This is a genomic window from Fibrobacter sp. UWS1 (assembly GCF_002300445.1).
In the GTDB taxonomy this organism is placed as follows: Bacteria; Fibrobacterota; Fibrobacteria; order Fibrobacterales; family Fibrobacteraceae; genus Hallerella; species Hallerella intestinalis.
The window spans coordinates 1,681,978-1,702,347 of sequence record NZ_NSGW01000001.1 but is presented as its reverse complement, the minus strand read 5'-3'; the positions used below and the strand labels follow the sequence as shown (position 1 = coordinate 1,702,347).

The window sequence follows — 20,370 nt, the reverse complement described above, 5'->3', positions numbered from 1 at the left end:
AAAGGTGATTTTTCTGGCTTTAATGGGAATTTTGCGCACTTTTTCTCCCGCATTTTCCTTTCAAAACCTGGATTTTGTTAAACTTTGTCAAAACATCTTTTGTGGAACGTTTTATCATTTTGAGGTTTATATGTCCGAAAAAACGCATCAGGTTCGAGTTCGTTTTGCTCCAAGCCCGACAGGCTTTCTTCACGTCGGCGGAGCCCGTACGGCAATATACAATTACTTTTTTGCCAAAGCGACGGGGGGCACTTTTTATTTGCGCATCGAAGATACCGACAGAAAGCGTTACAATGAAGCGGCGCTCAAGGATTTGTTGCGGGATTTGAAATGGCTCGGTTTGAACTGGGACGAAGGTCCGGGTTGTGAAGGGGCGTGTGGTCCTTATTTCCAGAGCGAACGTTTGGAAATTTATCATCGGGAAATTCAGAAACTGCTGGATTCCGGGATGGCCTATTATTGTTTTTGCTCGGAAGAACGTTTAAACGAAATTCGTGCGGCGCAAAAGAAGGCCGGAGCTCCGGAAACGGGCTATGATAGGCACTGCCGAAATATCCCAAGGGAAGAAGCGGAAGCGAGAATCGCCGCTGGGGAAAAGGCGGTCATCCGTTTTAAAATTCCGGAATCGGGTTCTACCGAATTTGAAGATTTAATCCGCGGGCGCATTGAGTATAAAAACGAAGTGCTCGACGATCTGGTTCTTATCAAGCGGGACGGTTTTCCGACTTATCATTTTGCGAGCGTCGTGGATGACCATCTGATGGGGACGACTCATGTTTTGCGCGGCGATGAATGGATTAGTTCAACGCCCAAACATGTTCTGCTTTACAAGGCTTTTGGCTGGGAACCTCCGGTTTGGTGCCATCTGCCCGTGATTTTGGATTCCAAAAATGGCGGGAAGCTTTCCAAACGCAACGGGGCTGTTTCGGTCGGCGAATTCCGCGAACTGGGCTATTTGCCGGAAACGATGGTGAACTATTTGGCGCTTCTCGGCTGGAATCCGGGGGACGATCGGGAAGTGATGACCTTGGACGAGATGATTCAAGCGTTCAAACTCGAAAACATCCACCCGACGGCGGTTAAATTTGACGAAAAGAAATTGCAGTGGATGAATATGCAGCACATTCACACGACGCCGAATGAAGTCCTTTTGAAAGAAATGGTTGCGGGCCTGGAGGCAAAGGGAATTTCGGTTGCGGGCGAATCTGCTGAACGCCTCAATGCGATTGTGGAGATGTTGAAGCCCCGAGTGCATTTCTTAAAGGATCTGGCCGATATGGCGGTGTACTTCTTTAAGGCTCCGACGGAATATGACGAAAAGGGACGGCGGAAACATTGGGCGGCAGGCAGTCGTGAAATCGCTCGCTCTGTCCGCGAAATGCTCATGTCCGTAGAACCGTTTACAACTCCCGAAATCGAAAAGGGTTTTGTGAAGCTTACCGAAAAGCGCGGTTGCAAATTGGGAGAACTTGTCGGTGCTGTCCGTTTGGCTGTTTCTGGAGTTACTGCGGGTCCCGGTTTGTGGGAACTTTTTGAAGTCGTCGGCAAGGATGAAACGATTCGCCGCATTGCCAACGCGGAACCTTTGATGCAGGAATGATTTTCGAGGCGGAATGCTCCGATACTGGATTCATCAGTTGTGGGAAATGCCGCTTTTCTGTGCGAAGTGCGGGGCGATTACCGCTCATGCGATTTTAGCCAGAGAAGCGTTTTCCAAGCGCTTTGGAATTTCCAAGGATGTTCCGTTTGTTTGTCGGTGCAATGCCTGTGGAACTTTTTTCGTGGCGTTTGCGGGTGAAATGTATTTGGGCGGCAATGAATCCAAAGACGAATATGCCAAGCTCCTTTCCCAGAATCGTCTGCTTCCCGGAGATTGGGTGTATATCGACGGAAGGCCTCGTCCGAGTCAGATTTCCGGACTGTTCGTCACCAAGCAAGAAGAAACGGTGATGCTAAAATCGGTCGGCGTACAGGAAAAATTTTCTAGGCCGCTGCTGTCTCGATATAACGAACAAGCACCACAGGGATTTAAACTTTTGCCGGCGCAAATCGGTTCGGTTTTGCTCGGCGATCCGGTCTATCACGTTTTGCGAAAAGCGACGGGATTTGTTGTCGGACGGATTTTGGACAAGTCGTCTGAAAAAGTTGTCGTGCGTTTGGAAGGTGGAAAAGTACTTTTTATCACTCTTCCCGAAAAAAAACAGGCTCTTCCGGATGATGTTTTGTTGAAACGATTGACTGCAGAGATGTCTCGAAAATTTCCCGGCCTGTCTTCGGAATTTCGGTTGAACGTGGTGCGTAACATTGCCTACGTTTACGGATCGGTCGCCGATTTGCCAACAAAGGAAAACGCTCTTGCATTTGTAAAGTCCTTTTCAGATTTTCGCGGCGTAGTCGATATGCTTTCGGTGAAATATGCAGGAACTCCGATTTCCGATGCCGATATTTGCCGCGACGCGTTTCGCATCTTGGAAAAAGAAAAATCGCCGCTGTTTTACTACGATCTCCATGCGGAAAATGGTGAATTGACGCTAAATGCTTACTACTTTGCCGGTTCGGATTTGGATGGGGTCACAAAGGAATTGCAGAACATTGCTGGCATTCGCCGGTTAAAATTGGAACTGGAAAAAGTGGAAGAATCGCCGGCTGCGCTTTGGCGCAAAGCGAACGCTTTAGAAAAATTGTTGAAAACGCAATTCATCAAATTCTGCCTGCGGGTCATTCCGCTTTCGGAAGGGCTTCTAGTAGAAGGCCATGTAAAAAATCACCTGCAAAAAAAAACGCTGGAATTTTTTGCAAACAGGATTACAAACAAAATCAAAATCGTTACCCGTTTGCGGGTGAGCGACTGAGGAGAAATCATGCCCAAATCGACTTATGAAAAATTGAACCAGGTGAAACTGCGATTGAGCTTGCCGAATAAGCCCGCTTCGATTGCAGAACTTGCGGATTATATGGGATGCGACGCGAGAACGATTTATCGTTATCTGGAAACTCTCAAGGCGGAAAATTGCGGGCTTCGGCAAGACAAGTCTTCAAAAAAGTTTTCCATTCAGCCTGTGGCGAGTCGGCGTCCCGAAGCGATTATTCGTGGACTCAAATCGGTGCAGAAAGTGCTGAATGAAATTGGAATCTCCGCTCACAGCAAAAGTGTCAAAAAGGCCATTGATTTTCTTTGCGGGGATGATTCCGCTGAAAATGCGCTGAATCAAGTCATCAATGTGGACTCGGATTTTATTGTCGATTTGGGACCTTTTTCGGAATACAGCGAACATTTGGAATTTAGGGAAACGGAAATTGAAAAATTTTTGGCGGCAATCAAGGAGCGGGCGAAAATTTTGCTGACATATGTGCCGGTAAGGGAAAACGGTAAAGAGGAACAATACGAAGTGTGTCCGTTGAAATTGGTGTTGCGCATCGACACTCTTTATCTGGTCGCCGATCTCCATTCAGAAATCCGTTTGTTTGCTTTGAGCCGAATCCGGAATTTCCGCAGAACGGGAGCTTTCTTCCCCGAAATTCCGTTCGACTATAAAAAATTGTACAGTCATTGCTTTGGCAAATTCACCGGTTCGTCTTACCCTAAAATCAAAGTGCTTATGGAAGTGAAAGCCTTTTGGTTGCAAACGCAATTCCGCGAGGCGCACTTCAATCCGGCGGTTAAAATCCGTAAGCAGCAGCCGTTCACCGTAGAAATGCACATTTACGACACGCCGGATTTTGAAGGCTGGCTGTTGAGCATCTTGCCGCAGGTGAAAATTTTGGAACCGTCCAGCTTAAAAGAAAATCTTCGGAAACAATTAAAGGAATCGAGCAAGGCTTTATGATCTCTGATCGTTTATCCGATTACGCTTTTGATTTTCCCAAGGAATTGATTGCCAGTCGTTCGCCGGGAAAAGGAAAAACGCAAATTTTGCATTGTCCCAAAGATGGAAAAGGTCCGTTGGAAATTGTTCCCGCGCCTCGGATTGTCGAATTTTTCCGTCCGGGCGATTGCATTGTGGTCAATAATACAAAAGTGATTCCTGCGCGTCTTTTCGGACGGACTCTGCATGGTGGGCAAGTTGAAATTCTGCTGGTGCAAACCCTTTTTCCCGATGAAGCGGGAAATGCTCGATGGGAAGCCTGGGTGCGTCCAGGCAAAGCGTTTCCGGTGGGACGGAAACTGGAAATCGCGGGCATTAAAACGTATGTAGAACAAATTAATCCTGATGGTGCTCGTGTTCTTCGCTTTGAAGCGACCCCAGTGGAACTCGAAAAGGTGATGAATGAGCAGGGGCACGTTCCCTTGCCGCCATACATCGCTCGCCCCGACGACGAAGAAGATAAAAAAGCGTATCAGACGATTTTCGCAAAATACAACGGCGCGGTTGCGGCACCGACGGCGAGTCTGCATTTTAACAGCCAGATGCTGGAAGACTTGAAAGCGAAAGGCGTCAAAATCGCCGAAGTAACCCTTCATGTGGGACCTGGCACGTTCCAGAATATCGCAACTGAAAATTTCCGCGAGCATAAAATGCACGGCGAACATTACGAACTCACGCAGGAAAACGCGGACATCATCAACGGCGCACGTCAAAACGGAGGCCGAATTGTTCCCATCGGAACGACCAGCACTCGGGTTATCGAAACCATCGCGCAAGAAGACGGCACGCTTTCGGCGCAGACGGGCGTGACCCATGCTTTTTTCTATCCCGGCTATCGTTATAAAATCGCTGACGGTCTCCTCACCAATTTTCATTGGCCCAAAAGTTCTTTAATCCTTTTAGTCGCCGCGTTCTATGGACGCGAGAACACGCTTGCTGCATACAAATATGCTGTGGAACATCGGCTGCATTTGTTCAGCTATGGCGACGGAATGTTAATCCTCTAATTCATACGGTACAAAATGGCAACGCAACCTCTTTACTTTGCAATTCACGGACACTTTTATCAGCCTCCTCGCGAAAATCCGTGGACGGGGGAAATTGAAAACCAGCCGAGTGCGGCTCCTTTCCACGATTGGAACGATCGCATTGCTGCTCAGTGTTACAGCCCGAATGCTGCAAGCCGAATCCTTTCGGGTTCCGGTCGCATTCAGGACATTGTGAACAACTACGAATACATGAGTTTCAATATGGGCCCGACTCTGATGGGCTGGATTCGGACGCATTTGCCGGACACTTACCGCCGCATTCAGGAAGCCGATGCCAAAACGCTGAAACGCTTGGGACATGGAAATGCGATTGCGCAGGTTTACAATCACATCATCATGCCGCTGGCTTCTCCGGAAGATCGCATTACGCAAATCCGCTGGGGCATTCGGGATTTTGAAACGCATTTTGGCAGAAAGCCCGAAGCGATGTGGCTTGCGGAAACCGCCATCAATATGGACGTCGTTGTCGATTTGATTCGTGAAGGAATCCGCTTTACCATCCTTTCCCCAACGCAGGCGGAATGCTTCCGTCCGCTGGACGTCAAAAATGCGGAATGGAAAGGCTGCGAAAATACGGACATCGATACGACTCGCCCTTATCGCATTTACCCTGTGGATGCAGATGGGAAAAAAATTTGCGACGGTTATTTGGACGTTTTCTTTTATAATCCCTGGCTTTCGAGTGCCGTGGGCTTTGAACATCTTTTGCGAGATGCGAATGTTTTCGGCAAGCGAATTCAAGACGGCTTTGACCCGAACCGGGATGAACCGCAACTGGTGAGCATTGGAACGGACGGCGAATCTTACGGCCATCATGAACCCTTTGGCGATATGTGCGCGGCGTGGCTTTTTCAGCATTATGCGCCCGAGCACAATATGGTGCCGGTGAATTTCGGATGGTTTTTGGAAAAATTCCCGCCCAAATATGAAGTGCGATTGAAGAACGTCCATTCCGAAGGTTGCGCCTGGAGTTGTGCGCACGGAGTCGGTCGCTGGTATCGGGATTGCGGCTGCTCGACAGGCGGCGGTGCGGATTGGAACCAAAAATGGCGAACGCCGTTGCGTGACGCGATGAATTTCCTCAAAAAATTTGCCGACGATGTTTTTGTCCGAGAAATGGAAAAAATTTCGGCGGTGTCGCCGTGGGACGCTCGGAATTTATACATAGACGCTCTGATCAAGCCCGAAGAAAAAGAGCGCAAGGAAAAATTCCTGGATAAAATTTTAAAAGACCCTAAAGATAAAAAGGCGAGAACGACGGCGATTCGTCTGCTGGAAGTGGAAAAATTCTGCATGTTCTCGTTCACCAGTTGCGGCTGGTTCTTCAATGATATTGAGGGCTTGGAACCAGTGCAGAATATGCGCTATGCGGAAAGGGCTTTGGAACTTTTGCGCCCGTTCTTGCCCATCAATCATCCGCTGCGGGATCAGTTCTTGAGCATTTTGGGTCGCGCGACTTCCAATGAACATCGTTGGAGCGGAACAGAGGTTTTTGTCCGCTATGCCATGCCCGATATGCCTGTTGCGTTCAAGCTACTTGCAGAGCGTGCCGTCGTGCTGCATTTGGGGTTGGAAAAATTTGAAGAAAAATCCCAGCTGGATTCTCGATTGACAGCTTCTGTTGTATGCTCCCGAAAGTTTGAAACAATTGTCCACGCTTCTTTTGACGACGCCGACATTGGTGAAACGACCGAAGCGACAATTCTGGCTTTGAACGATACCATGGGACGGGTCACTGCGGTTGTGTTTGGTGGCGTGCGTCCCGAAGAGGTTTCGTTTATTCCGAATTTCAATGCGACGGTGAAGGATTTGCAGATGCAATTCCCGACAGCTTATATTGTCCGGATGCGAAATTTGATGAGCGATTCCTTGCGGCACATTAACCAGCTTCTGACCAATTCCCGGTTGGAAAAGGTGACGCAGGCGTTTGATGGTTTTGCAATTCAGCACGGGCTCTCCATCGATTCTTTGGCGGACCAGGATCACACTTTGACGGATACCATGCGCAAAGCTTTATCGTTGGAAATCAATGCCAAAATTCACGAAATGGCGCTGCGCTATTTGAAAGCGCACGATGAAACGCTTTTGAATGAAGTGCACGAACTGGTGGACGAAGCAAAATCCTTGAATACGAATTTTTCGTTCGGCGGAACAGGGCGAATGTTCCACAAAAAACTGTCGGAACTGATTGCCGCCGCTTCAGAGAAAAACGACGAGCTGGTCATCAAGCATATCACGGGACTTATCTCGATGGCCGGCTGGCTAAATTTGTATATCGACAAGACGTCGCTCGAAAATCAGGCGTTTGAAAGTTACAAACGCTATATCGCCGATTCGGAAAATCCGCAGAGCCGTGCGCTTTTGCCGATGTTCGACTGGCTGAATTTTGAAAGGCGAACAAAGGACAGATAATTTGTCAGACGGATTCTCGCTTGCGGAATGCTCCTTTGCATTTTGCAGCGAGACCGTTTTTGATGGGATATCTGTGTAGAAGGCTTGTTGTCAAATGCGCAGAAATAACGTATCTCTTTAAAAAAAGGGAAGATTTATGTTTAAACAAAAATTGATGAGCTGGGGATTTCTTTTGGGAAGTGTTCTTTGCGGAATAGTTGCTCTGTGTTTTTTGATATCGACTTTGGTTATACTTTTCAGCAATGAAAGCGGGCTAGGTCCGGTCATTATCAGCTTCATTTTTTCTGGACTGACGTTGTTTATTACTGTAAAATTGAGGAAAAAGGGGCTAATGCTTAATGCTGGACAAGGAATGGAAGAAGGGCTACGCTTTGAAAACAGAAAAGTTGCCCCAGAAAAAAGCCCCGATTCCTGAAAAAAAGACTCCGCAAAATACGCTTGACACTCTTTCTTCAAAAAAGAAATCCGAGGCTAAGGAGTCTGTTCAAACGGTGCCAGAGAAAACTTACACAGAAGTCAAGGCGGAAGCGCCGAAAGAACAGCCGAATCAAAATAGCCTCTCTTTTAAGCAAAAAATGAAGCAGATGGATAAAAAAATAAATGCGCAAAAATACATTCTGAAAGCGACGGAGCGCATTTTCCGCATCAACGAAAAAATATCTTTGGACAAGGCGTATTTAAAAGGCGTTCAGGAAAACATCGTCTTGAATGGCACGAATGCACAAGGCAATGAGGAGCGGATGTCTTTGGACAATGCGTGCAAAATGATCGCTTGCTTGGATTTGCTCTATGTGCAAAAACGGCTCGGTCATGAGTTTGATTATTCCCAAAAGGAAAGCTCGGGGGTGTTTTATTATATCGTAGCGATGAATGTACCTGATATTTTATGGACCGCTTCAGACTTTCGACCGTATGAAAGAAATAGCGACGTAAAAAAGCAGGTCCTCCAGTTGATTCTTGGCTGTGAAAAAATGGAAAGTCTCTACGATGAAAATGGAGTGCTTTCTTTAGCGCTCGCCATTTTGCGTGGCCCTTTGGCAAAAGAATATAAAGAGGCTCTTTGCGAGTATGCAAATGTGGTTGCAGAGGCCGATGGAAACGTTTCCGAAGAAGAAAAGCGTTTCTTGCAAGAGCTGAATGATTGGGATGCGGAAACGGTTGAAAAGAAAAAAAACGAGAAGCTAGACGAGCTTCGTTCACTGGTCGGTTTGGAAGGTGTTAAACAGGAAATCGAATCCTTCCGTAATTTCTTGTTCGTGCAGAAAACCCGCAAGGAGCAAGGGCTGTCCGTACCGCCGATTTCTTACCATTGTGTGTTCACAGGAAATCCGGGAACGGGTAAAACGACAGTCGCCCGCATTATGGCCGCCATTTATAAGGATTTGGGTATCTTGAAAAAAGGACATTTGGTCGAAGTGGACAGATCCAAGCTTGTCGCCGAATATGTGGGGCAGACTGCAGTCAAGACGAACGCTGTTGTCGATGCGGCTTTAGACGGCGTTCTCTTTATCGACGAAGCTTACACTCTTTCTAATGGGGGCGCAAACGATTTTGGCAAAGAAGCGATTGATACTTTGCTCAAAAGAATGGAAGACAATCGGGATAGGCTTGTGGTTATCGTTGCAGGCTATACGAACGAGATTCGCACTTTCATCGATTCCAATCCGGGGCTTCAGTCCCGATTCAATCGCTACATTGAATTTCCGGATTATTCAGTCTCCGAATTGCAGGAAATTTTTGAACGGCGCGCCCAAAAGTTCCAATACGAATTGTCTCCGGATTTCAAAGAGGCTTTGTCCGTATTTTTGCAATCCGCCGTTGAAAATCGAGACGAGCATTTCGGCAATGTGCGCTTTGTTCGGAATGTGTTTGAAAAATGCGTGGAAAGGCAGGCAAACCGTTTGGTAAAGGACGGCTCTATGAAAAATTTGAACGTACTTGTGCCTAGCGACTTGTTGCCGGAATAGTTTTTATTCGGGCGATTCCGATTTCATTTTCTATTTCTACATTTACCGCACTATGTCACTTCAATTCTACAACACCGCATCTCGAAAAAAAGAACCGTTCAGCCTTCTTCCCGGCGAAGATACCGTCAAGATGTATTGCTGCGGTCCGACCGTTTACCATTTTGCGCACATCGGCAATTTGCGCACCTACATTTTCGAAGATACGCTTTGTAGAACGCTGAAGTATTACGGCTACAAATTAAATCATATCGTGAACATCACCGATGTCGGGCACTTGACAAGCGACGGCGATACCGGCGACGATAAAATGGAAAAGGGTGCCGCCCGCGAAGGCAAATCCGTCTGGGATATCGCCAAATTTTACACCGATGCTTTTATGGCGGATTGGCACGCCTTGAACATCTTGGAACCGACCCGTTGGACGCGCGCGACGGATCACATTCAGGAACAAATTGAACTGGTGAAAAACCTAGAAGAAAAAGGATTCACATACAGAACTTCCGACGGCATTTATTTTGACAGCCTCAAGTTTCCGCGTTATGCGGATTTTGCAAAACTGGATGTGGAAAATTTGAAAAAGGGTTCCCGCATCGACATGGGAGAAAAACGCCACGCGACGGATTTCGCCCTGTGGAAGTTCAGCCCCAAAGACAAAAAGCGCCTGATGGAATGGGACAGCCCTTGGGGCGTCGGATTTCCGGGCTGGCATATCGAATGCTCGGCGATGGCGATGAAATACAACGGTCCGACTCTCGACATCCATTGCGGAGGAACGGATCATGTCCGCGTGCACCACACCAATGAAATTGCCCAAAGCGAGTGCGCCACGGGAAAGCCTTTTAGCCGCTTCTGGATGCACGGGGAATTTTTGCGCTTGGACGGTGCAAAAATGAGCAAAAGCTCAGGCGAATTTTTAACGGTCTCCGTCCTCGTCGATAAAGGTTACAACCCGCTGGACTATCGTTTGTTCGCCTTGACAAGCCATTACCGCAATTATCTGAATTTCAGCTTTGAATCGCTGGACAGTGCTCGGGAAGCGTTGAAAAGCCTGCACAAAAAAACGGATCCGCTGATGGGTAAAGCGACGGCTATTGAAAGCGAAGAAGCGAAAAAATGGCAGCAGAAATTTAAAGAAGCGATTGGCGACGACTTGAATATGCCGCGGGCACTGGGCATTTTGAACAGCGTTCTGAAAACGGATTTGTCCGAAGGCGAAAAGGCGGCACTGGTTGCGGATTTCGACCGTGTCCTCGGATTGAAATTGGACGAGCCCCGGAAAGACTATCAGAAAAAAGCCGACTCGGCTTCATCGGATGATTCCGAACAAATTAATTTCTTGGTCGCCCAGCGTACCGAAGCTCGCAAAGCTAAAAACTGGGCGGAAAGCGACCGCATTCGCGACCTGCTGAAGGGAATGGGAGTCGAAATCAAGGACGGACCGCAAGGAACGTCTTGGACAAAAAAATAGCGCGAAATTTATTGGAGAAAGCCATTTGCCGCCCCGATTTTTTTGCCGGCTAAATCGGAATTTTTGATGGGCGTGCCCCGCCTTGGCGGGGCGGTGTGCTATGGGCTGCCCTCTGGTCGGTGCTTTGCACTGGCGCAAAAATTTCCCACGTTAAATTTTGCGCCACCCTCCGCGTACCTCACGCAAAAGCATTTCCCGTTTGCGTACGGTTTTCCCACTTCGAAAAGCAAAAACACGGTTGCCCGTATGCCGGGCAACCAGCGAGCCCATAGGGGTAAGGGACGGCTTTCTTCAGTTTCGTCATAAGCCCTACTGCATCGATGCCTATTTTCTCGTCCATATTCAAAAAGCACAAAAGTGTTTCCTACTTGTTAATACTAAAAAAATCCTTGATATTGCGGGAATTCCTTTGGGAAAGAGTTGGAGGGTAATAGAGTTGTGCCTGTTATCAAGTCGCCAGATGTTAAAAACCGATTGGCGGTATTTTATTTGTAAACAAAACCTTATGGACTATTTATCCAAGTCTCGTTGAATTTGGCCGTAGAAAAACGGCCATTTTATCAATATTTTTTATTGCGTGTTTTGGATATAAAAAAGGAGTAAAAATGGGTGAAGGATATCGCGCACTATTTACAACAGCTGTCTTTACTGCATTTTGCAGTATGTCGTTCGCTTATACTTTAACAGGGACTGTCAGCGACACCGGCGGAGGTGCCGTTAAAGGGGCAGATGTCGTCTTGTTGAGTAAAGGGAAATCTACCACCACCGATAGCATGGGAAAATTCATTTTTCAAGAAGATGATCCTGCGGGAATACTTCCTTCGCAGTCTTTAGGATCCTTTAGCTTGAACAATGGAGTTTTGCATTTTTCGCAAAATGGGAGTATTCCTACTCAAGTTAAAATTTTTGATTTGATGGGCAACCAGATTTTTACAACGCTTTTGCAGGGTTCTGGCATTGTCGACCTCAACAGTTTTATTGAAACTCAAGGTGTATATTTGGCTCATATCAAAATGGGCAGCGCGCAGGAATCATTCCGCTTCACCTCCCGTAAAAATCATAGCGGTTCGGTATTTTACAAGAAACAACGAATTCTGTTTAAAACTCAAGGGGAAACTGAAACCCTGCAAATCTCTGCCGAAGGTTTTGACACTTTGAAGGTCTTCTTGTCGAATTTAGACACTGCCTTAAATTTGACCTTGAATAAATCCTCTTCTGTAGAACCCCAATATTCTTTTGGCTGGGGACTCAAGAACACTCCCGTACCTAGCAAGGGCTGTGGAAAGCAAAGTTCCTTACAGGCTATCCAAAAAGTCGAAAACGGTGAGAAATTTCAAATTAACGTGGGAGGAACCAACCGTCAGTTCTTCATCACTTTGCCAAAAAATTACGACAAAACCAAGCCGTACAAACTGTTAGTGGCAAACCACTGCATGGGAAGCAAGGCCGAAGACTTCGTCCACCACAGCCCCGACTACGATCACCCTTCCCCTTACTACGGCCAGCAAAATCTGGATGCCGAGGGTAACTACATTTTTGCAGCCCCTCAAGGAGATGATAGCGGTATGTGGACCAAGGGGCAAGCCGACCACGAATTTTTCGGTCAAATGCTGACAACCATCGAAGATAATTACTGCATTGACACCAGCCGCGTATTTGCTACGGGCTTCAGCTTTGGTGCCATGTTCACGAACTCGCTGGCGCAAAGTTTCCAGCACCGTCTTCGTGCCGTCGCCGTTTACGCTGTGGCAGACTACAACATTTGGCTGCCCGACAACGCCGGTAAACCTATTGCTTGGATGGGAATTCACGGTAAAAACGACCAAATCTGCAACTATGACCGTGCAAAGACCAGTGCCTTGCCGCGAATCCTTAAGAATAATGGCCCCGACGGAACCGATGTTAGCTCCGAAAAACCGGAAGAATTTCAAGGCAGCGCAGGACACCTTTGCTACGACTTTAAAAATGTGGATCCGCGATTCCCCGTAAAATGGTGCAGTTGGAATGGTGGGCATCAGTGGACTGCTCATGACGGAGGCAACACAAGCGTGGGTGCCGGTTGGGAAAACACTTGGGTTCCTGATGTGGTTCACGAATTCTTTGAACAGTTCTAAACTTACACACACCAATAAAAAATGTCCCGAGTGTTGTGCGCGACACTTGGGGATTTATTTGTGTTCAGGAAATTCACAGGGGGACAACGGGCAACATTTATATTCACCGGCTGAAAATGCCGAAGTGTTCAAATCTGGTGTAGGCTAACGAAGGCAATAGGAATGCAACTGAGCCATTGAGGTTTTATTCCGTTAGTACGCAAGGGAATTTTGCTTTCCCATTCCTGAACATCAAGAAGAAGGTTCCCCGAAGGGAACCTTCTTCTTGTCAAAAATTTTTACTTGCTGACGTCGATCGCTTTTAAACCCGGACGGGAATTGGCGAATAGAATGCCTATGGAAACGCCAAAACCGTGATGGATTTCTTTGGCGAACGTCCATTGGTAAGAGCCTTTTAGGCGGAAAGAAACCCAAGATTCCCGGAAAAGGAAAAGTCCCGCATTTGCTTCGACGGTAGGGCCGAAACGATCTCCGAATGTATCGGCTGCGTCATCTTCGGGAATAGCCCGAATTCCCGCCATACCGCCGATGAACGGCGCAATTCCCGTGGGCAAAAGCATCTGCTGCAAGCCCAGCTTGGCACTGAATCCGTTGCCGGGGAAAGAATAGCCCGCATCGGCAGTCACGCTCGTATAGGGCAAAAGTTGGAAATTGGCGATAAAGCTCGCTTCACCAAAGGCCGTGCGGTTGTCTTTCCAAATGTCGTTTACCGGCTTTCCTGCTCCGATTTCCAGACCGTAGCTGGCGAACGGATTGTAAACGGGTCTTTCGGCGGCGGCAACAGCGACCAGCGCTAAGAGTATTGCAAAAATTTTTTTCATCGTCATCTCCTTTTGCCGACTTGATTTATCCAAAATTAGAAAAAACGTCCGCTGTAAACTGTGAATTTACAATTCGCCCGATAAAATGCAAAATCAGAAATACGAATGGCGAATTTTATTATATTGCAGACATTCAAATTTAACCAGAAGGTAATTATGTCTAAATTCATTCGCCTTTCGATTCTTTGCGCCGCTCTTTTGGCTTTGGTAGCTTGCTCCGGCGGCGGTAAAAAAGTCACTCGGATTGAATCCGATTCCGTAACGGATCTTTCGGGCAAGTGGAACGATACCGATTCTCGCCTTGTCGCCGAAGAGATGATTCAGGATTGCATCGCTCGCCCGTGGTACAACAAGTTGTTGCAAGGCAAGAACGGTGAACTCCCGACGGTTGTCATCGGTGCCGTCCGCAACAAGAGCCATGAACATATCAACGTGGAAACCTTTATCAAGGATATGGAACGCGCCCTCATCAACAGCGGCAAGGTGGATTTTGTGGCGAACGCCGAAGAACGCGGCGAACTTCGCGCCGAACTGGCTAGTCAGGCGGGCAATGCGACCGAAGAAACGCGAAAGGAAGCCGGTCAGGAAATCGGAGCCGACTTGATGCTCACCGGCAGTCTGAATTCCATTGTGGATCAGGAAGGCGGTGAACAGGTCGTATTCTATCAGATCGACTTGCAGCTGGTGGACATCCAGACTCACAAGACCGTCTGGATTGGCGACAAGAAAATCAAAAAATACATGAGCCGTTCTTCGGTAAAGATGTAATCTTCAGGGGCGGGAACCAAACGGCTTCCCGTCCATTTTTCATTGAGGGAATGCTTAAAAATTTTGCCGATTGGGATTCGGCGTGCAGGACGTAGGCGCATTTTATGAACAAAAAAATATTTCCGCTTTTTTTCGTTTTCGTTTTTCTTTGTGGTTGTGCGAATAAATCGATGACCCGCTACGAGGAACTTGCCGCTCCTATGGAAAAAAACGGCATTGCGGCGACTATTGAGTCGGTGCAAAAAAATCAAGATAAATTATACGGGGACAATTCGGTCTTTCTCTATCATTTCGATTTGGGAACCCTCTACCATTACAATGGCGACTACAAAAAAAGTGCGGCGGAGTTTGAAAACGCCAAGCAGGTTTACGAAGATCTTTACACCAAGTCCGTAACAAACGAAGCGGCTTCCGTCATGACGAACGACAATGTGCGCCCTTATCGCGCGCGTCCGTTTGAAATCCTTTCGCTTTACGAAATGAACATTGTCAATTACCTTGCCATGCGGGACATCGACGGGGCTTTGGTCGAGTGCCGCGCCGCAGATATCGCCTTGCAGGCCTTGTATCAGAAAGACAACAAGAAGACGAACGATGCGGGCTATTTGCGCTACTTGATAGGCCTTGTTTACGAAATGGAAGGGGCAAAAGACGATGCGGCTATCGCCTATTACAAGACGGCAAAGGCGTACGAAGAAGAACAGATGAAGCTCCCTGCCGAAGCGCAAGCGTTTATCGAAAACCGTCTGCACAAAGCGGGTCGCGGCGACGAAATGAAGAGCTTGCCGCTGCCCAACAAAAACATCCCGGTGTCGGTACCGGAAGCCGCAGATGAATTGAACGGCGAAATTGTGGTCGTCGGCTATGCGGGGCACAGTGCGATTCTAGGCGAGTGGATGCTTTCCGGAACATACGTCCGGGGCGGCATTCTCAATGTGATGGGAAAAAATCCGCAGAGCGGGCGAGTGGAAAGTTTGACCATTCCTTTCCCGGCGTCGGCGCTGGGGTCCCACGGGGGAACGACCGTCTCGGTAACGATTGCCGTTCCGGAACGCAAGGACGTGCCTTATAAGGTGGACCATTTTGAAATTCGCTTGAACGGAAAAGTCGTCATCCCGGAAGTCTATCAGGACAATACAAAGCACCTCGTAAAAAATCTGAATGAAGAACGGGCGACAACGCTGGGGCGGACCGCTGTTCGCGTCTTGACGCGCACTTTCATCGCTTATCAAGCCAAAAAGCAAATGGAAACGGACAATGTTTTCATCAACCTGCTGACCAATGTCGGAACGGATGTCGCTGCCGCGCAGCTGGAACAGGCGGATTTGCGTGTCGGGCTTTTCTTGCCGCAGAACATTCGGCTGGCCCGGATCCCGGCTTCGGCGGGTTCGCATAAATTAACCGTTCTGGCGGTGAACAAAAATGGCGGAGCCGTCAAACGTTACGAAATGAACGTTTCTGTCAAAGCGGGACAAAAGACAGTCGTCGTCGTGCCTGCTGTTTACTGATGGGCAAAAGAAACGCCGAATTCCGGAGACTCCAGTAAAGTGCGGAGCTCTGCAAAATTCATAGCACTCGGAACTTCCGGGTGCTTTTCGCCAAATAGAATCGCCCGCATTCCAAAACGCATCGCCCCCAGAATATCCCGCTGGTAATTGTCGCCAATCATCACGGCTTCTTTTGGACTTGCGCCCAGCTTTTGCAAAATATCTTGGAACATCTTGGGGGAAGGTTTTTCCTCGCCGCATTCTTCACTAGTCACGATTTTTTGAAACACTCCCGTAAGCCCCAGCCTTTGCAGTTTGCGCAGTTGGATATGGAGAGTCAGGTCGGAACAGATCCCCAGGGGAATTTGTACGCATTGTAACTGGAGCAGCAGCTCTTTTGCTCCGGGAAATGATTGCATCGCATTCAGGTAGGCGTTCCAATAGGCGTCATACAGAGGAATATCGTAAATGTCCGCGGGCAAATTCAGCACTTCGCAAAGGTGATGGCAAAAGAGCAGGCGATTATGCCCCGCCGCGGTTTTCGGGTGCGCTTTTTTGGTAAATCGGTCGCATTCGGCATACAGCGACTCGAAGCGTTCCCGTGAAATCTCGACCGTGCCCCGCAGCGTTTCAAAGACGGCAGAACGCCCCGCCAAATCGCAGGGGGAATAAGGATAGAGCGTGTTGTCCAAATCAAAAACGATAGCCCGCATGGAGCCAAGTTTAGCAAAAAATCAGCGCAAACGGTTGAATTTTTTCATCTCCTTGTCCAAAAAGGCATCGACGTATTTTGCATAAATTAACGTGGTCGCCAAATTCCTGTGTCCGAGTAATTTTCCCGTAGCGGGAAGCGGAATGCCGATAGTGATGCAGGTCGTCGCAAAAGTGTGCCTTGCCAAATGGCAATGCAAATAACGGTTGCAGCCGAGTTTTTGGGCGGCGCTACGCAATTTCCGGTTGAATTGCGTGTTTTCGGCAACATGAAAAACGGGACCTCGCGTCGGTCGTTTTTCGATTAAAAGCCTGGCTTGCACCGGAATGGGAATATAGACTGCTTCGCCGGTCTTGTGCGTCTGCTTGCGAATCTTCCAGTCGGCAATCTCCATCGCATCCAGGGATTTCAAATCGCTGTACCGCAACCCCGTGAAACAGCTGAACAGAAAAACGCGCATCGCTTCGCTTTCCCGCGAATCCAAAATGTTCTTGCTGTCTGTGTAATTCCAGAACAGATTCCGCAATTCCCGTATCGTTAAAAATCCCCTTCGCGAATAAACCCTGCCAATGCGAAAGCCGGCAAAAGGATTGTCCATTTTGAAACCGTTTGCAATAAGTTTGTTCAAAAAAATGCGGAATACGGAAAGCGCCTTGTTCACCGTGGCCGGCTTATTGCCCTGTTCCTGCAAATGCGCCTTGTAGGAATGAATAAACGCCTTGTCTATTTCTTCGCATTGGAGCCCGGGGCGAAAATACTCCAGTTTTTTCAGATTCCAGAAATACGTTTTGATGGTAGTCGGTTCCAACTCGTTGTCGTTATTACGGATGAACGCGTAGGCTGCGGGGAAAAATAGCATAGAAAAGTCCTTTTTTTTGAAGTTTAAGTTGCCGAAAAATAAGGAGAATTGCCCAAAATTGAGGTGTGCAAACAAAATTTTAAAGATTTCTATTCTAATTTGGAGTATGAAAAAACGCTGAAATTTGCAAAATTCCGCAAAATTTTCCAAATGAATGACTAAAAAATGACAAAAGAATGACAAACCTATTGCTTTTCCTAAACAAAGCATTTATATTATCGGTGTTGAAGAAAACAACAAAACCTTCAAAACTTAACAAAGGAGTTTATCATGAAGAAAGGTTTTACTCTTATTGAATTGATGGTCGTCGTGGTCATCATCGGTATTCTCGCTGCTGTCGCAGTTCCTAAGCTCTTCGGCATGATCGCGAAGTCCAAGGCTTCCGAAGTCGGTCCGGCTGCTGGAACCTACGTGAAGTTGCAACAGGCTTACTTCGCTGAACAGAATAAGTTCGGTGGATGGAGCATGATTGGCTACACCGCCCCGGGTTCTGGCGAAACGACGAACTTCTATTATGGCGAAAACTTTGATCACAACACTACAACAGATAATGCTTCTGGAGTAGGTTGGGCTGCAGACAACAAGGTCGTTTTAAATGACTGTGGTAAAGGCTCCGGAGTTACGGCAAATAATGCAACTGGAGTTACTGATGCTAACTGGAAAATAACTGTTTCCGCAAACACTGCAACCGGAAATGGTGATGTGAATTTCACATCTGTTGTCAAAACCACTGGTTGTAAGGCTTTGACTCCGACCTTCGAAAATATCGGTAAATAATCGTCAAGCAAAAAATAATTAAAAAAGAGCCCTCCAAAGAGGGCTCTTTTTTTTATACTAAACCCTGCTAGCTATTACTTACCAATCTTGTCGAAGTTCGGGGTAAGAGCCGTGCAATTAGCAAGATTTGTTGGATTAATTGCTGCGGTAAAGGAGGCTTCACCAGCAGAACCAGAAGCAGCAGTAGTTTTAACAGTCCAATTGATGGCTGCAGGGCAATCATTCAACTGGGCAAGATTTTTTGCAGACCATCCGGTGACGCCAGTTGAGTTAAGTATAGCAGTATTATCGGTAAAGGCGCTAGCAGCATCGGTGTATTCGAAATTAGTAGTGTGAGATTTAGCACCACCTGTAGCAGAGCCAGTCGCATCTTCCTGACCCGGGCCCTTGTAACCAATTATCTGCCAGTTTCCAATTGCCACAGATTCAGAAATATACGCCTGCTGCAACTTCACGTAGGATGAAGTGAAAATGTCGCGACAATATCAAGCTGAGAGGAATACAATCGTCATCAAACCATAGAGAATCTTATGCTTCGCCTTGAGCGAATTCATCCAATGATTTGGTATGTACCACAGGAAATTTAATTTGTCTCAATTCTGAGAAATGAGCATCGTCCGTCACAATGTAGTCCGCTTGGCAGGCAAACGCGCAGTCAACAAACTTATTGTCATCGGGATCTTTTTTGATTAGGTTTAGTTTGAAGAATGGGTCTTTGCGGATGACATTTTCTGAAAATTCAAGAACTTTAACGAACAAACCTGCGACTGCCGGAGACGCCCGCATTCCCAAAATTTCTTCATATTCATGCATAATTTCGTTGGACAAACACAGTACGTATTCCTCGTTCAAAAATTTTTCATAAAGGAAGTGATACTTGCTATGCCTCCCCAACATTTGCAAGATTGCGTTCGTGTCGATAACAATTTTTTTCCTGCTATCCACGATACGGAGTCCGCAGGTGTTCGGATTGTAATTTATCTAGACGGATTTGGTCCAAAGTGCCGTCCGTCCACAGGTGGTCGAGTTCCTTTTCCAACCGTTGGGCATAGAAATTCCTTAGCGTCTTCATCAAGGCGCAAAGTTCCTCTTCGCTGGACACATTCGCGAAGGATTTCAAGACCAGCATTTGTGCCGGGTTGATTTCTGTCAGTGTCATATCAACGGCCATATACATCCTCAGCAAGAATATACATTTTTTTTCAAAGAAAATGCAATTGCATTAAACAAACACCACAACAAATCAATAATTCCCCCGTATACTACGTGAAGTTGCAACAGGCGTATGTGTCAGAAGCAGCAAACATCGGTGACTGGTCTCAGATTGGTTATACCGCTCCAGGAACAAACGGTACAACATCAAACTTCACTTATTCTCAGCCGAACACAGGATGGAGTAATAACACTGTAGAACTTGCAAGCGGTATGACAGACGCTTGGGGTGCAAGCAACATTACCAAACTCAATGATTGTGCACAAGGTAAAAACTGGACTGTTTCTGTCACTGCTGGCACATCGGGCACCGCTTCCGGCGAGGCCGTTTTCACCGCACAAGTGGCCACCGCCAATGGAGATTGCAAGGCTCTTACCCCCAATTTTGAAAATATCGGCAAGTAATCGCCTAATAAAACACAATAAAAAAGAGCTCTCCAAAGAGGGCTCTTTTTTTATCCTAAACTCTGCTAGCTATTACTTGCCGATCTGATTCCAGTTCGGGGTGAGCTGGAGGCAATCTTGGGTAAGGGAGCTCGGCGTGAAGGTCGCTTCACCAGCAGCAGTTCCTGCGCCCACAGTGATCGTCCAATGATCACCGATATCGCAATCGTTCAACTTAGCTTTATTGCCTGCAGTGAAACCGACAATGGAAGCTGAACTTGTGAGGGCGACAGTGTTTTTGTCATATCCGGTTGCATCCTTGTAGCTGAAATTATTCGTTTTAGACGATGCACCACCGCTAGCACCAGTAGCGTTCGTATTGTCGCCAGGACCCTTATAGCCAATCACAGCCCAAGAACCAATTGCAACAGCTTCGGAAACGTAAGCCTGCTGCAACTTCACGTAGGATGTGTT

Annotated in this window: 20 protein-coding genes; 13 read left to right on the top strand and 7 right to left on the bottom strand. The window is 47.3% G+C overall.

Going from position 1 to position 20,370, the window contains the following annotated elements:
• Positions 1–130: 130 nt before the first annotated feature.
• The 9 genes from gltX (at position 131) to BGX14_RS07255 (ending at position 12,876) form a co-directional block, all read left to right on the top strand.
• Entirely contained in the window at positions 131–1,600 is a 1,470-nt protein-coding gene (gene gltX / locus BGX14_RS07290) for a glutamate--tRNA ligase (RefSeq protein ID WP_095879800.1), read from the top strand.
• A 13-nt stretch (positions 1,601–1,613) separates the two neighbouring features.
• A complete protein-coding gene (locus tag BGX14_RS07285; RefSeq protein WP_095879497.1) occupies positions 1,614–2,852 on the top strand; it encodes a hypothetical protein in 1,239 nt (412 codons plus the stop codon).
• Between the two features lie 9 nt (positions 2,853–2,861).
• Positions 2,862–3,827 (top strand): YafY family protein, encoded by a 966-nt coding sequence (locus BGX14_RS07280; RefSeq protein WP_095879496.1) that lies wholly within the window; start codon positions 2,862–2,864, stop codon positions 3,825–3,827.
• Positions 3,824–4,873, top strand: a complete 1,050-nt coding sequence (gene queA, locus BGX14_RS07275) for a tRNA preQ1(34) S-adenosylmethionine ribosyltransferase-isomerase QueA (RefSeq protein ID WP_073301570.1) — start codon at positions 3,824–3,826, stop codon at positions 4,871–4,873. Before BGX14_RS07280 ends, queA begins: the two co-directional genes overlap by 4 nt.
• A 15-nt stretch (positions 4,874–4,888) precedes the next feature.
• On the top strand, positions 4,889–7,327 hold the full coding sequence (locus tag BGX14_RS07270; RefSeq protein ID WP_095879495.1) for a DUF3536 domain-containing protein: 2,439 nt from the start codon (positions 4,889–4,891) through the stop codon (positions 7,325–7,327).
• Between the two features lie 136 nt (positions 7,328–7,463).
• The gene (locus BGX14_RS15275; protein WP_143394181.1) at positions 7,464–7,742 is read left to right on the top strand and encodes a hypothetical protein; all 279 of its coding nucleotides are present in this window, start codon (positions 7,464–7,466) and stop codon (positions 7,740–7,742) included.
• Positions 7,699–9,294 (top strand): AAA family ATPase, encoded by a 1,596-nt coding sequence (locus BGX14_RS07265; RefSeq protein ID WP_198951173.1) that lies wholly within the window; start codon positions 7,699–7,701, stop codon positions 9,292–9,294. Before BGX14_RS15275 ends, BGX14_RS07265 begins: the two co-directional genes overlap by 44 nt.
• 52 nt (positions 9,295–9,346) lie before the next feature.
• Positions 9,347–10,762: a cysteine--tRNA ligase gene (gene cysS / locus BGX14_RS07260; RefSeq protein ID WP_095879797.1), complete on the top strand. Its 1,416-nt coding sequence runs from the start codon at positions 9,347–9,349 to the stop codon at positions 10,760–10,762.
• Positions 10,763–11,367: 605 nt separating this feature from the next.
• Positions 11,368–12,876 carry a T9SS type A sorting domain-containing protein gene (locus BGX14_RS07255; protein WP_095879494.1) on the top strand — a complete coding sequence of 503 codons (1,509 nt, stop codon included), beginning with the start codon at positions 11,368–11,370 and terminating at the stop codon, positions 12,874–12,876.
• 278 nt (positions 12,877–13,154) lie between these two features.
• Here the strand turns inward: BGX14_RS07255 and BGX14_RS07250 are convergent, their stop codons facing one another.
• Positions 13,155–13,697: a hypothetical protein gene (locus tag BGX14_RS07250; RefSeq protein WP_143394180.1), complete on the bottom strand. Its 543-nt coding sequence runs from the start codon at positions 13,695–13,697 to the stop codon at positions 13,155–13,157.
• Positions 13,698–13,853: 156 nt separating this feature from the next.
• Between BGX14_RS07250 and BGX14_RS07245 the strand changes: the two genes are divergently transcribed.
• Together BGX14_RS07245 and BGX14_RS07240 are read left to right on the top strand one after the other, a co-directional pair.
• Positions 13,854–14,465: a penicillin-binding protein activator LpoB gene (locus BGX14_RS07245; protein ID WP_073301584.1), complete on the top strand. Its 612-nt coding sequence runs from the start codon at positions 13,854–13,856 to the stop codon at positions 14,463–14,465.
• Positions 14,466–14,569: 104 nt separating this feature from the next.
• Positions 14,570–15,973, top strand: coding sequence for a hypothetical protein (locus BGX14_RS07240; RefSeq protein ID WP_143159255.1), 1,404 nt, complete (start codon positions 14,570–14,572; stop codon positions 15,971–15,973).
• On the opposite strand, the gene BGX14_RS07235 is transcribed toward BGX14_RS07240, so the two are convergent.
• Both BGX14_RS07235 and BGX14_RS07230 read right to left on the bottom strand, forming a co-directional pair.
• Entirely contained in the window at positions 15,967–16,665 is a 699-nt protein-coding gene (locus BGX14_RS07235; protein ID WP_095879492.1) for an HAD family hydrolase, read from the bottom strand. The genes BGX14_RS07240 and BGX14_RS07235 overlap by 7 nt on opposite strands.
• A gap of 21 nt (positions 16,666–16,686) precedes the next feature.
• Entirely contained in the window at positions 16,687–17,523 is an 837-nt protein-coding gene (locus tag BGX14_RS07230; protein ID WP_095879796.1) for a site-specific integrase, read from the bottom strand.
• Between the two features lie 270 nt (positions 17,524–17,793).
• Here BGX14_RS07230 and BGX14_RS16345 point away from each other — a divergent pair, with 270 nt between their 5' ends.
• Positions 17,794–18,300, top strand: coding sequence for a type IV pilin protein (locus tag BGX14_RS16345; RefSeq protein WP_158223257.1), 507 nt, complete (start codon positions 17,794–17,796; stop codon positions 18,298–18,300).
• A gap of 74 nt (positions 18,301–18,374) precedes the next feature.
• On the opposite strand, the gene BGX14_RS07220 is transcribed toward BGX14_RS16345, so the two are convergent.
• From BGX14_RS07220 to BGX14_RS07210, 3 genes are all read right to left on the bottom strand, one after another.
• Positions 18,375–18,755 (bottom strand): hypothetical protein, encoded by a 381-nt coding sequence (locus BGX14_RS07220; RefSeq protein ID WP_095879490.1) that lies wholly within the window; start codon positions 18,753–18,755, stop codon positions 18,375–18,377.
• A 73-nt stretch (positions 18,756–18,828) separates the two neighbouring features.
• Entirely contained in the window at positions 18,829–19,245 is a 417-nt protein-coding gene (locus BGX14_RS07215; RefSeq protein WP_083545554.1) for a putative toxin-antitoxin system toxin component, PIN family, read from the bottom strand.
• A complete protein-coding gene (locus BGX14_RS07210) occupies positions 19,238–19,459 on the bottom strand; it encodes a hypothetical protein (RefSeq protein WP_073301912.1) in 222 nt (73 codons plus the stop codon). The genes BGX14_RS07215 and BGX14_RS07210 overlap by 8 nt, the downstream gene beginning before the upstream one ends.
• 107 nt (positions 19,460–19,566) lie before the next feature.
• Between BGX14_RS07210 and BGX14_RS07205 the strand changes: the two genes are divergently transcribed.
• Positions 19,567–19,917 carry a hypothetical protein gene (locus BGX14_RS07205; protein WP_095879480.1) on the top strand — a complete coding sequence of 117 codons (351 nt, stop codon included), beginning with the start codon at positions 19,567–19,569 and terminating at the stop codon, positions 19,915–19,917.
• 72 nt (positions 19,918–19,989) lie between these two features.
• Here the strand turns inward: BGX14_RS07205 and BGX14_RS07200 are convergent, their stop codons facing one another.
• Positions 19,990–20,358 carry a hypothetical protein gene (locus tag BGX14_RS07200; RefSeq protein ID WP_095879489.1) on the bottom strand — a complete coding sequence of 123 codons (369 nt, stop codon included), beginning with the start codon at positions 20,356–20,358 and terminating at the stop codon, positions 19,990–19,992.
• Positions 20,359–20,370: the final 12 nt, after the last annotated feature.